The organism is Rhodococcus sp. MPR-R1B, assembly GCF_058793255.1.
The window spans coordinates 293,311-305,998 of the sequence record NZ_JBXAFO010000001.1; the positions used below are offsets into that span (position 1 = coordinate 293,311).

The following is a 12,688-nucleotide window of genomic DNA, read 5'->3' on the forward strand; positions in this document are numbered from 1 at the left end:
TCGATACATCGTCACCGGTCATCGGTCGAGTGATCGGCGCCTCCACGCAACTCGCGCACCAGTTCTTCGGCCTCGAGATCTTCGGAAGCGAGAACCTCGAGCACCCTCGCAGCCTGCGATTCCGTTGCCATGACCACAACACCCACCGCAAACGCGCCAGTGGAGGCCGTCAGGACCCGAGCACTGATCACATCACCTGGCTTGCCTTCGACCGAGTGAGCAACCGTGACGGTCTCCTTGGACCCACGATCGAGCAGCACGACGCCGGTGTCGGACGTTTCGATCACCTCGTACACCGACCTCCGGATTCCGAGCCACTGTGCGGCTGTCACAACTTCCGCCTCCGGAAGTAGTTCGCTGCGTCTGGCCAAGAATTCGGCAAAGATTCCACCCTCGAACAGAGCGACGTCCAGTGCCGATCCGTCGAAGATCGTGGCCGCGATCAGTTCGTCCTCGGAGAGATTTTCGTTTTCGAGATCGTCGAGCCCGGTCACGATGTCGACGAATTCGGAGGCAAACGCAAACAGGCATGCCTTCTTGTACAGCCACCGACCGTCCGCCTTGACGGATTCATCGGCCTTTCCGAGGTGGCAGACCTTGTACTTGCGGCCGGAACCGCACCAACACTTGTCGTTTCGCCCGAGTTCCGGGTGATCGGCTGGCACGAAGTCCTGCAGTACGGCGTAGAGATTCTCTTCGGTTCCGCCGTCGATCCGCCCGAGCAGTGACAGCGCCCGGGTCGCATCGCCGCGGTCCGACGCGAACTGAGCCAGCTCGAACAAGGCCGGACCCCAACCGGATTCGGCAAGGAGCGCTTTCTCGTAGTGCGCCTCCGCTTCGAGGACGCGCCCCAGCCGATCGACGGCCTTACCGGCGAGCCAATGAGCCGCCGGCCGCACCGACCGTGGCCCTCGCTCGGCCAGTTCGGAGGCAAGCGCTTCGAGGATTGCGTCGGTCACCGGGTCCTGATTCCGAAATCCGAGATCGAACACGGCCACTGCAGCACCCGGATCTGCCAGTGAGACAAAAGAGTCCGGAGCAGCGCTCACATGACGGTGGGCCCAGTCCGCGATATCGAAGTCGGCGATGACCGCGTCGGTGTATCCGCGGTCCGCCAGATCGACAAACGCAACGGCAGAGACTGCCTCGTCGTGGGTCAGGTCGTAGGTACTGGCCACCAAGGCTGTCCGAATCTGCAGGTCGTAGGCGTCGAAGTCGAATCCCCGCCGAGCCAGTAGCTCACGCTCGTGCTCGTAACCTGCCACCTCGAAGATCTCACCCAGCGGCGCAACAGGAACCGTGAAGAGTGACGGATCCTCGATCAGGAGTTGCCAGCACACAGAATCCAGGGCCTCGACTCCGTCCTCCTCGAAGAGTTCGCCGAGCGCCGGAGCGAGATCGGGTTCGTCCTCGATCTCGACCAGACGAAACGCAAGTGTTCCGTCTTCGACAGCCAAGCCGACGAGATCACCGTCGGCGCACTCGCCGAGGGTTCCGGCCGGAAGTACCACAACTCGTCGACTCCGGAAGGGAGCAGCTCCGCGTTCGGAGGCTGCTTCTTCCGCCAGGGCCACCCGGATCGCCCCGTCGTCGTCGCCGAATGCCAAGATCGGTTCCAGGTCGGGGCTCGCGTCAAGGATGTCCGACGCAATTTCGACTTCGCTGAGCCGGTGAGTGAACACGAGCCCTTCGAGGACCGTGTCGAGAGCGACGTACTTTCCGTTGGGCAGGTACCCGAGCATCGGTTCGGACAGGTACTCGAGTACATCGGCCAACTCGGTCGCAGTTCCGTACTCCTCGAGATGGGTCGCCCACTCTTCGAGACTCAGCGGGCCTTGCTCGCGCAGAACAGCCAAAGCAGCGGAGGCAATGGAACCGGCAGCGTCGTCGTCGAAATCAGTCACCCGCCAATGGTAGGCGACCTATTGCAGTCCACTGAGCCCCTCGCCCAGCACGGTCGCACCGAGGATCGTCAGGATGACCGTCATCATCACCGCGTTGTTGGCGGTCATCCATGCCTTCGCGGACGCGAGGATCTCGTCGGCACGCTTGCCGGAGAACACCTTCACCAGGATCGGCAACGCGATGCCGACGCTCGCGATGACCGTGAAGATCACCGCGGCAACAATCTGTTGGGCAACGACATTCGTGGCGACCGCGATAGTGGCCGCACCGGATACCGCCAGCGCTGCATTCTTGGGATTGACCGCCGCGGACAAGAACGCCAACCCGAACGCCTTCCGCGGAGTCAACCCGTCGACGCTCTTCATCCACTTCGGAACTGTCGGATCACTTCCGTCTCTCGGTCGCGCTCGCCACTGCTTGTACGCCAATCCGAACAGAACAAGGCCCAACACGATTCGTACGACGCTCGACCACACCGAAGTCTGCGACGACTCCGACTCCGCGAACGAGTAGTCCGCGATCACGATGGTCGCTGCAACGACTGCCGAGATTCCGAGGACCCACCCGAGTAGAAAAGATGCCGCCCCTCGATGTGCTCCAGCGGTGATCATGACGAGCACGATCACCGCCATGGGCATCGAGGCGAAAAGCAGGCCGAGGGCAATCGGAAGAGACAAACCGATCGCAGCTAGCACCGAAAACCTCCAGTTGAATGCACGATCGACGATCGATTCGAGGTCGAAATCACGACGTCGGAGGCAGCATGACCTCGATGAGATGCGGGCCGGGTTCCGCCAGCGCTGCGGCAAACTGTTCGGCCAACTCCTCCGCTGTGTTCGCCCGCGACGCGGGCACTCCCAACCCCTCGGAGATCTTGACGTAGTCCATGTTCGGAGATGACAGATCCAGCATCGACTGTGCGACGACGCCGCCACCTTCTGCGCCGACTCGTTGCAGTTCGCCACGCAGGATGGCGTATGCGCGATTGTTGAGCAGAATCGTCGTGACGTTCAACATCTCTCGCGCCTGCGTCCACAACGCCGTGATGGTGTACATCGCGCTTCCGTCGGCTTCGAGATTGATCACCGGTCGCTCCGGCGCTGCCACAGCGGCGCCCGTCGCCACCGGGATGCCCTGGCCGATGGCACCTCCGGTGAGCGTGAGCACGTCGTGGCGCGGCGCTCCGGCAAGGGCAATCGGGATCGCCCAACCGGAAGTCGCCGCCTCGTCGGAGATGATGGCGTCGCCTGGCAGCAGGGCGCCGATCACGTCGGCCCAATTTCGAACGTCCAGAGGCCCGCTCGGCAGCGCCGGCCGATTCGCTTCCTGCAAAACAGGTTCGACTCCCGGTGCCACGAGTTCGGCCACTGCCTCCAGTGCACCGGCAACATCGTCGCCGACGCTTGCCAGCGTTGTCACCGCAGCACCCTCCGGTGACAGATCGCTCGGTTTTCCGGGATACGCAAAGAACGAGACCGGCGAAACCGCTCCGGCCAGAACCAGCTGAGTTGTTCCGCGAAGTTGTTCGGTGGCGTGCTCGGCGAAGTATCCCAAGCGCTCGAATGACGGTAGCCCCGCACCTCGTTGAAGCCTGGCTGGAAAAGTCTCGATCAGAATCTGGGCACCGGTCGCGACCGCAATTCGGGAAGCGGCGCGCAGCCCAGCTTCGGAACAGGCTGCGCCGCCCAGCAGTAGCGTGGCGCGACCCTCGGCATTGAGCGCGCCCACCACCGAGTCGATCTGTGTTGCAGAAACTTCCGCCCGCGGCGGCATGTCCCGAGGACCCGCAAGAACTCCACCTTCGCCCCACGAGACGTCGGCAGGGAGGACAAGTGTGGCAATGCGTCCGGGCGGATTCAACGAGGCGGCAACGGCGTCGGCCGCGTCGCTACCGACGGTCGCGGTGGATTCGGAACGTCGACTCCACCCCTCCAACCATTCGGTCAGCGCATCGATGTTCGATTCGAGAGGAGCGTCGAAACCGTGGTGGTAGGTCGCGTGGTCCCCTACGATGTTCACGATCGGTGTGTGGGCGCGGCGCGCGTTGTGAAGGTTCGCCAGTCCGTTCGCCATACCGGGGCCCAGATGGAGCAGCGTCGCGGCAGGCTTTCCGGCGATCCGTGCGTAGCCGTCCGCGGCACCGGTCACGGCGCCCTCGAACAAGCCGAGTACCGCCCGCATCTGCGGAACGGAATCGAGTGCGGCGACAAAATGCATCTCGGACGTTCCTGGATTGCCGAAGCACACCTCGACGCCCGAGTCGACCAGGCTTTGGATGAGCGACTGTGCACCGTTCATTTCGATCACCTCTTCTTCATGAAAAGCTGCGAATGCTTCCTGCGCTTCATCGTGAGCAACCGAACTCCCGGTGCGTGCTCCTCGATCCGAACAGTCATCCGTACCTCCGTCGTGGCCGAGAGTCTCGATTCAAGCTACTCGGTCGGGAGTTCAGCGTTCGTAGCCCTTGCGCATATCGTCGACGATGCGTGGCCGGTCGAGCGTCGAGGGTTCCAACTCCCGCCTCGGGCGATCGCGAGGAAACACCGAGGCCGACGCCAGCGTCGGCTCGTCGAGGAACCGTAGTTCCGGCACATCAGCGGGCAGACGAAGGTCGGGTGGAGTGGATCCCGCTTGCGCGAGCACATATCCCCAGTCACCGAAGCTCGGCACGAAAACGTGGTAGGGCGAGACGCTCAGTCCGACAGCCGATACCGTCGACACCGTTCGCCAGTACGCATCCGGCGTCGAGTACGGGCTGCCGGATTGGACGACCATCAGCCCGCCCGGATTCATCGCGGCAGCGGCAAGTCCGTAGAACTCCATCGAATACAAGCGGCCGAGTGCGGGGGTGTCGGGATCCGGGAGGTCGACGATCACCGCATCGAAACCCGGTTCCGGACGCTCTCGCAGCCACCGAAACGCATCGTCGAGTACGACGTCCACCCGTGGATCCTCGAGCGCTCCCTCGTTCAGATCACGAAGACGCGTGTTGGCCAACTCGATGACTGCCGGATCGAGTTCCACTTGAACGATCTGCTCGACGCTGTTCATTCGCAGCACTTCCCGTGCAGCGAGGCCGTCACCGCCGCCCAGAATCAGCACGCGCCGGGGGTCGTTCACCAGGGCCGGATACACCAGCGACTCCGTGTACCGATGCTCGTCGACACTGGAGAACTGCAGGTCTCCGTCGAGGAACAGGCGCACGTCGTTCCCCCGCTCGGTGACGACGATTTCCTGGTACACCGATCGCTCGGCGGCCACCACGGGATCGGTGTAGAGCCGCTGCCTCGACGTGGTCTCGATGTCCGACGCTGCGATCAGCAACCATCCGATCAAACTTGCTGCCAACAGCATTGCGACGACGACGGCGATCGATCGTGCGCGCAGGCTGAGCTGCCACCGAAGGAGTATCAGCGCGACCACTGCCGCAGCCACGAGATTGATCATGCCGGTGAGTGCGGCACCGCGAATCATTCCCGCCCACGGCAACAGTACGAACGGCCACAGCAGACCACCGATCAATGCGCCGAGGTAGTCGGCGGCATTGAGGTTGGCCAGTACCTTTCCGGTGCTCTGTGCGTCGTTGTCGCTGCGACCGGACTGCAAGAGCGTCATCAGCAGAGGCACTTCGGCACCGACGAGGATGCCGATCAGCGCGGTCGCCGCCACCAGAACTGCTGCGCTGGAACCAAAGAACGTGAAGGTCACGTACAGCGTGACGGCACTGAATCCGCCGATCAGCCCGAGCAGTATCTCGACCGTCACGAACGAAACGGCAGCGTGTCCCAGCAGAGGTTTGGCGGCCAGCGCTCCGATACCCAGAGCCGCAACAAATCCCGCGACGATCAACGACGTCTGGGTGATGCCGCCGCCGGTCAGACTCACGCTGAGTGTCAACAGGGCCAGCTCGTAGATCAGGCCACACGCAGCGCACGCCGCAACAGCCGCAAGGAGAAGGACGCGTGCGCGCGGGCCGAGCATCGTCGAACGCTCGTCAACTGTCACATCGGGATCAGCGGCAACCATCAGGTGAGCGCTGCGGCGTTCACCAAACCGATGGACAGCAAGCTCACACCCACAGCCCACGCGGCGCCACACATCTTCGGATCCTGCACCAGCGCAACCAACTTGCCGGGAAGGAATGCGTTCATCAATCGCAGCGCGATCGCTTGCAACACGATCGCGAACAGTCCGTACACCGCGGAGTCGGCGAGTCCCTGAGCAAAGCCGTCCGAACTGGTCAGGATTGCCGTCACCACGATGATCGCCAGCGCAAGATGATTGGAGGCCAACAGAATCGCAGCGTTCGGGTTCTTGTCGACGTAAACCTGGTGGCGGAGATTTCCGGGTGTCATGAGGTCGAGGACCAGGAATCCCGTCGCCAGAACCGCTGCACCGACGACGAAGTAGGCGAGGGTGCCGAGAACGCCCCCGACGAGCAATGCCGGATCCACCGTCCCGATCTCGACGGAAGTGGATGCAAAGATGTTCGTCACGCCGTTCTCCTTCTCATTGAGCATTACCGTCATTTGGCACTACCCGAGCCGCCGCTGCCACTGCTTCCACCCGCCGGGGATCCCGGGTTGAAGCCCGGTCCCAGGTACGCGTATCCGCCGCTGCGATACGTGCCGTCGATGTCCTCTACCTTGATGGTGCTGCCACCGCCCGAAGCCGAACTGACAGTGACGATGTCGTCGTCGTAGCGCAGGTATTCGTTGCCGCCGTCAGCACTTCGCGCCGCTGGTTCGTCCGCGTCGACAATCCGTGAGACGGTCGTGCCCACTGGATCTTTCGACGAGTACAACACGACGTCGCCATCCTGGGACGTCTTGGAATAGTTGTCCGCGATGAAGTCTTTGGCTCCACCACCGCACGCCGACAAGACAATTGCGGCCGCCAGCATCACCGGAGCCAACCACGTCCGCCCCCTCACGGGCGCCACCTGCTGCGTGTCTTCACGATCACTCCTGTCCCCTCCCCCGGGTACAAATGCCAACTCTGCCAACTCCACCCCTGGCGGTCTCGCACGCCATACAACGCGGTCAACGCTGTGTCGTCGCCGGGAAAGGATCCGCAGATCCAACCGTCCTGGCCGGCGGACTCTCTCAACGATGCAGCTTCCGAATCGAATTCGACTCGGTCCAGGATCAGCGAGGAAGACTCGAACCGGTAGTTTTCCGTGGACTCCACTGCCGGCAAGGGTTCACCGCCGGCGGCAAGAGCATCGCACGAAACCTGTTCGGTCAGTTTCTTTCCCGACGCCCAGGCCGTCACCACGTGCGAAGCCCCGAGCACTCCGAGTGTCAGCGTCGCGTCGGAAGTTCCGATCACCAACTCGGCGAGGGTCGGTGGCGCAGGAGCTCCCAGTACCAACCCCAGTGCCGAGGCATCCACGTCGGTCGGCTCCACGTCGAGTAGATACAGGCTCATTCCGGGGGGCCCGAGTGGATGACAGTGAGTTCGCTGCGAGTGACCGCCCGTCCCGTGGAAACCTCCCACAACTGTCCGCGCGCCCACTTCTCGAATGCAATCAGGCCGGTCTTGTCTGCGGTCGCATAGTCCGCGTATTCCATCGAGCCGGAAGGGGCCGTACCCGTCGTACCCTCGGCCGTGAACTTCGCCGTTCCACTTTCGATCTTGCGGTGAACCTTGTCGTCGAGAATGACGTCGCCGTTCGGGACCAGGTTGGTTCCTTCTCGACGCATCCAGAGAGTCATCTCCAATTCGCCCTCGTCGTCCTCGACCGTCAACCAACGACGACCGGTCGAACCGTCGAGAAGGTGCTCACGCCAGATGTACCCCTCTTCGTCGAGCGTGATGGTCCCTCGAACAACATGGTCGATACCCGCGTACGTGATGATGTCGCCGACCCCGATCTTGTGGGGGTCGTACACCTCGGGATAGTCGGCGAGCGGGTCGACGCGAGCACTCGGCTTACCCTGGCGTCCACGCAGGACCACAAACACGACGGCAGCGATCACTACGAGTATCAGGACAACTATCAGCACGTTGGTCAACGGTTTCTCCGAAATCGTCTCGGCAGGGTTGCCGCGGGCCATACCCTACCGATCCGTTCTCAGCCTTTTCGGATGAGACTGCCGGCAATCCGGCCTGTCGCCGACCGGACAGGTCTCCAGCGCCGCGGGCAGATCGAAAGACTGCCCCGGCGCACCTTTGCGTTTACGCTCAGCCCGAGGAACTCCGCGCGAACGAAAGCCGGTCGACTGACGATGAGCAAGAACACGGAGCCGTCTGCCCGCACCGTCATGCACACACCACGATTCTGGTTGACACCATTGATAGTGGTCACCCTGTTGATGTCTGCGCTGGCAGCGTTGTACATGGGCGGAATACTCGACCCCAAGAAACACCTGGACCAGTTCCCGATCGCCCTGGTCAACCAGGACGAGGGCGACACCCTCCCCGGTGGCGACCCCGCCGACCGCAAGAACTTCGGAAACGACATCGTCGCCGGCCTCGAAAGCGGAATCGACCACCAGAAGATCGACCTGCAGCAGATCGGTATCGCCGAAGCCCAATCGCGGTTGAACTCCGGCACGCTGTACGGCGCGATCGTGATTCCCAGTGATTTCACGAAGAGGACGATCATCCTGGCGGAGGCCAGCGTCGTCGCCGGTGACGTAGAGCAACCGATCATCACGATCTACACCAATCCTCGCGCCGGTTCCGTCTCGGCATCGCTGGTCCAGTCGATCGGAACCACAGCCCTCGCCTCGGTCAACAAGAACATGGGCGAGCAACTCACCGCCCTTGTCACCGCGCAGTTGGAAGCGGGAGGCACCGGAACCCAGATCTCCGGAGCGAGCCGCCTGCTGCTCGAAAACCCGGTGAACGTACTCACGGTTGCCCACGATCCGCTTCCCGACGGAACCGGATTCGGTTTGGTGGCATTCTATTTCGCGCTGCTGTTGGTCCTTGCGGGATTCACCGGAGCAACCGTGGTCAATTCCTTGGTGGACGGCATGCTCGGATACGCGCCTACCGAATTCGGTCCACTCTTCGTTCAGAACGACGTTGTGGGTATCAACAGGTTTCGAACGCTGCTCGTCAAATGGGCATTCATGATCGTGTTGTCCGGCATAGTCTCCGCGTTGTTCCAGTGGATCAGTCGCGCCCTCGGAATGCCGGTCACTCACGGGCTTGCATTGTGGGAGTACGGCGCGCTGGTCATCACAGCGGTGGGCATCACGGCGATGTCGGTGATGGCCGCGTTCGGCTCGTTGGGCATGTTGATCAACCTGTTCGTGTTCGTCATTCTCGCGCTGCCCTCGTCCGGTGGCACCATCCCCCTCGAAGCCAGCCCCAGGTTGTATGACTGGCTGGCGCAATTCGAGCCGATGCACCAGATCTACATGGGCACGCGATCGATCCTGTTCTTCGGCGCACGCGGTGAGGCAGGCCTGCTGCATGCCGTCTGGATGACGTTGGTGGGTCTACTGATCGGCGTCGTACTCGGCATCGTGACCACCCGTTTCTACGACCGCAAGGGCTACGAGCGCACCCATCGCCGCAAGGTGGCGTGACATGGTACCCAGCCGGGATTTGATCGAAACCTGTTGAGCCGATTCAATGTGATCGCGCGTTTCGGGAATCTTCGAGCCCCTTCCGCACGTTGTACAACTATGGCTAATTACAAAACAGTCAATCCCGCGACAGGTGAAACCGTCAGGGAATTCGATACTTTGGATGACGCCGGAGTTGAAGCCGCACTTGCGAACACGCATCGCGGCTACTTGACCTGGCGCAACAGTGCGCCACAGCAGCGTGCGGCAGTCCTGAGCAAGACCGCCGAACTGTACACAGAGCGCGCAGACGAACTGGCCCGAATGATCTCCTTGGAGATGGGTAAGCCGGTCCGCGAGGCCAAGGGCGAAGTACAACTCTCGGCCGCGATCTATCAGTGGTATGCAGACCACGGTCCGGCACTGCTCGAGGAAGAACGACTCGACGTTCCCGGGGCCGAGGAGTCGGTTGTGTACCGGCGACCGATCGGCGCTCTCATCGGCGTCATGCCGTGGAACTTCCCGTACTACCAAGTCGCCCGCTTCGCGGCACCGAATCTGATGCTCGGTAACACGATCATTCTCAAGCACGCATCGAACTGTCCGCAGTCGGCGCTGCTGATGGAAGAGATTCTGCGACAAGCCGGATTGCCGGACGACGCCTACGTCAACGTCTTCGCGACCAACGAGCAGATCGCGGACATGATCGCCGATCCCCGAGTTCAAGGTGTGTCACTGACCGGCAGCGAACGCGCCGGAACCAGCGTCGCCGAAACTGCCGGACGCAATCTCAAGAAGGTCGTCCTCGAACTCGGCGGATCAGACGTGTTCATCGTCCTCGATTCCGACGACATGGATGCCACCGTCAAGTCCGCAACCAAGGCACGTCTGTCCAATGCCGGCCAGGCCTGCAACGCGGCCAAGCGTTTCATCGTCACCGAAGATTTCTACGACGACTTCACCGACAAGTTGGCGACGTCCTTCGAATCCGTCACTGCCGGTGACCCGTTGGACGAATCCACAGTCTTGGGTCCGCTCTCTTCGCAGAGCGCGGCAGACACTCTGATCGAGCAGATCGACGACGCTGTGTCCAAGGGTGCCACGCTGCTGACCGGTGGAAAGAAGATCGACGGCCCGGGCGCCTACGTTCAACCGACATTGCTCGCAGACGTGACACCGGACATGCGGGCCTACAGCGAAGAACTGTTCGGACCTGCCGGAGTCGTCTACAAGGTCAAGTCGGCCAGCGAGGCTGTGGAACTTGCCAATTCGTCGGTCTACGGTCTGAGCGGATCCGTCTGGAGCAGCGATCTCGATTCCGCCCGGTCGGTCGCCGCAGATCTCGACGTGGGAATGGCGTTCGTCAACGAGCACGGAACGACGTTGCCCGGTCTGCCCTTCGGCGGAGTCAAGCGCTCCGGAGTCGGCCGCGAGCTGGGTCCGTGGGGAATGGACGAGTTCGTCAACAAGAAGCTGCTCCGCGTCTCGAAGAAGTAGTTCGACACAGAAGTAGCGCAATACAAAGGAAGGCCCTGATCTCTGTTGAGGTCGGGGCCTTTCCTCATATCCCACGAACCAGCAAGAGCAATGCCCTGGTCACTCGCTTGCCGGAGTGACACTCCCACGAGTGAGGCTCCACCCGAACCTCGTCGCGATGACAGCTGACAGCCAGCCCAACAGCGCACCCACCAGTGGAGCAGCGATCGCGGTGTAGATCGCCTCGTTGGAAACACCAACCGACACGGCGGAGTCACCGACGAAGGCGAAATCGGTTCGGGAGGCGAAGGACGCCCACTCGATCAGGCCGGAGACAACAATAATCAGGAACCCCAGCAGGAAGCCGAAGCCGGCCAGCAGAACGTGAAGTGCGCGCATCCGGTCAGTCTGCCTGTAACACCCACCCAGATAAAACCGACCTGCTGGTATGACACTTTCACGAATCGCTCGAACTACCGTAGTCGCCGCTGCCCTCTGCGCGAGTGCAGCCATCTGTTCCGCGACGTCAGCTTCCGCGGACGTAGTCGACGTCACGATCCTTCCGGGTCTCAGCAGCGGGCCGACGACGTCGTACGGAGCGGGCTGCACGTATCTGGTGGTTGCCAGGACAGCAGCGTTGAACGAGCCGAACGTCTCGATTGTCGACATGAACCGAGCGTCGACCATGTTCCCGCAGGAACTGATCTGGGACACCGTCAATCCCTACTTCACCTTGCCGGTCGTACTCGGCCACGCCGTCACGCTGTGGACTCCGACTGCACCGGGCGAACACTCTCTGATGGCCTACCAGACGTCCGCGGGCGGGCCGGTCACAACGGTCGATGTCAATCCGGCGACACCGATCGGTCCGGGGTGCGTCGTCGCACCCTGATCCGCTAGCCCTCCAAGAAGTCGACGAGCACCCGGTTGATTTCATCGGCGGGAACCATCGGAATGCTGTGATGCGAAGAATCTTTCAGCACCTCGACACGCGCTGCGGGAACCCTCTCCCGCACTGACTTCGACACGATTTCCGCATCATGCACCCGTCCGTCTTGTGCGAGGACCACCAGCAACTCGACATCCAGTGCGCTCAAGGCCTCCTTCGAAGGACGTCGAGGCACTACGAGATCGGGTCGCGGTAGATCCGAAGTGCCCACTTCCACAAGAGACAGCCAGTCGGAGTCGATACTCAACTCGCCTGTCTCCCATTCCAACAGTCGCCGTCGGCGCGCTCGCGACGGGGAGAGCAACAGCGGAAGCGCACGCAGAAGGTAGCCCGCCTTCATGCCGGAGAAACTCGAATTAGGGTCGAGCAGAACAAGTTTGCCGAGACGATCAGGTCGATGCAGCGCAAAGGCCAACGCAATCATCGCGCCGTAGGAATGTCCGATCACATCGACGGTGTCGACCCCGGTGCAATCGACTATCGAGTCCATCCACTCGATCAGATCGTCGACGGACTTCATCCGATCACCATTCGGAATGCTGAGTCCGGCATCACCCAGCGTGTCGACGGCAAAAACACGCCGGGATTTCGACAGCGCCCCAACATTGTCGAACCACACCGTCGAAGTGGCACCTCCCCCGGGCAGAAGGATCAACGGCCGCGAGTCTGCAGGTCCACAGACGTTCACGTGAGTGCTACCGAACCGCCCCGCGAGATCCACACCCAGCGGTTTCTGCGGCCATTTGGTCAGTACTGCGTCGTATGCGCGATTGAAGTCCATCCCCCACCCCCATTTCTCTCGATTATCGAGATAGTAGACAATCAAGAGACAACA

General features: G+C 61.9%; 13 protein-coding genes. 3 read left to right on the top strand and 10 right to left on the bottom strand.

Translation table 11 applies throughout. The features are described 5' to 3' along the window. Positions 1 to 11 precede the first annotated feature (11 nt). The 8 genes from AC1Q61_RS01405 to AC1Q61_RS01440 form a co-directional block, all read right to left on the bottom strand. The gene (locus tag AC1Q61_RS01405) at positions 12 to 1,904 is read right to left on the bottom strand and encodes an SEC-C domain-containing protein (RefSeq protein ID WP_215516098.1); all 1,893 of its coding nucleotides are present in this window, start codon (positions 1,902 to 1,904) and stop codon (positions 12 to 14) included. Between the two features lie 18 nt (positions 1,905 to 1,922). Next, positions 1,923 to 2,600: a GAP family protein gene (locus AC1Q61_RS01410; protein WP_215516099.1), complete on the bottom strand. Its 678-nt coding sequence runs from the start codon at positions 2,598 to 2,600 to the stop codon at positions 1,923 to 1,925. A 49-nt stretch (positions 2,601 to 2,649) separates the two neighbouring features. After that, positions 2,650 to 4,203 (bottom strand): acetolactate synthase large subunit, encoded by a 1,554-nt coding sequence (locus AC1Q61_RS01415; protein WP_039973103.1) that lies wholly within the window; start codon positions 4,201 to 4,203, stop codon positions 2,650 to 2,652. A 150-nt stretch (positions 4,204 to 4,353) separates the two neighbouring features. After that, positions 4,354 to 5,931: a polyamine aminopropyltransferase gene (locus AC1Q61_RS01420; RefSeq protein ID WP_492650763.1), complete on the bottom strand. Its 1,578-nt coding sequence runs from the start codon at positions 5,929 to 5,931 to the stop codon at positions 4,354 to 4,356. Continuing rightward, entirely contained in the window at positions 5,931 to 6,434 is a 504-nt protein-coding gene (locus tag AC1Q61_RS01425; protein ID WP_042448576.1) for a DUF350 domain-containing protein, read from the bottom strand. Before AC1Q61_RS01425 ends, AC1Q61_RS01420 begins: the two co-directional genes overlap by 1 nt. Further along, positions 6,431 to 6,808, bottom strand: coding sequence for a DUF4247 domain-containing protein (locus AC1Q61_RS01430; protein WP_050793959.1), 378 nt, complete (start codon positions 6,806 to 6,808; stop codon positions 6,431 to 6,433). Before AC1Q61_RS01430 ends, AC1Q61_RS01425 begins: the two co-directional genes overlap by 4 nt. A gap of 26 nt (positions 6,809 to 6,834) precedes the next feature. Next, positions 6,835 to 7,335 (bottom strand): DUF2617 family protein, encoded by a 501-nt coding sequence (locus AC1Q61_RS01435; protein ID WP_064114200.1) that lies wholly within the window; start codon positions 7,333 to 7,335, stop codon positions 6,835 to 6,837. Next, the gene (locus AC1Q61_RS01440) at positions 7,332 to 7,964 is read right to left on the bottom strand and encodes a DUF4178 domain-containing protein (RefSeq protein ID WP_051649674.1); all 633 of its coding nucleotides are present in this window, start codon (positions 7,962 to 7,964) and stop codon (positions 7,332 to 7,334) included. The genes AC1Q61_RS01435 and AC1Q61_RS01440 overlap by 4 nt, the downstream gene beginning before the upstream one ends. A 171-nt stretch (positions 7,965 to 8,135) precedes the next feature. On the opposite strand from AC1Q61_RS01440, the gene AC1Q61_RS01445 reads away from it, so the two are divergent. Further along, on the top strand, positions 8,136 to 9,449 hold the full coding sequence (locus AC1Q61_RS01445; protein ID WP_058226597.1) for a YhgE/Pip domain-containing protein: 1,314 nt from the start codon (positions 8,136 to 8,138) through the stop codon (positions 9,447 to 9,449). Between the two features lie 99 nt (positions 9,450 to 9,548). Then, on the top strand, positions 9,549 to 10,925 hold the full coding sequence (locus AC1Q61_RS01450) for an NAD-dependent succinate-semialdehyde dehydrogenase (protein WP_030537211.1): 1,377 nt from the start codon (positions 9,549 to 9,551) through the stop codon (positions 10,923 to 10,925). A 99-nt stretch (positions 10,926 to 11,024) separates the two neighbouring features. On the opposite strand, the gene AC1Q61_RS01455 is transcribed toward AC1Q61_RS01450, so the two are convergent. Next, entirely contained in the window at positions 11,025 to 11,303 is a 279-nt protein-coding gene (locus AC1Q61_RS01455) for a hypothetical protein (RefSeq protein ID WP_030537212.1), read from the bottom strand. A gap of 49 nt (positions 11,304 to 11,352) precedes the next feature. Here AC1Q61_RS01455 and AC1Q61_RS01460 point away from each other — a divergent pair, with 49 nt between their 5' ends. After that, positions 11,353 to 11,796 carry a hypothetical protein gene (locus tag AC1Q61_RS01460; RefSeq protein WP_030537213.1) on the top strand — a complete coding sequence of 148 codons (444 nt, stop codon included), beginning with the start codon at positions 11,353 to 11,355 and terminating at the stop codon, positions 11,794 to 11,796. Between the two features lie 4 nt (positions 11,797 to 11,800). On the opposite strand, the gene AC1Q61_RS01465 is transcribed toward AC1Q61_RS01460, so the two are convergent. Further along, entirely contained in the window at positions 11,801 to 12,634 is an 834-nt protein-coding gene (locus AC1Q61_RS01465) for an alpha/beta fold hydrolase (protein WP_042923958.1), read from the bottom strand. Positions 12,635 to 12,688: the final 54 nt, after the last annotated feature.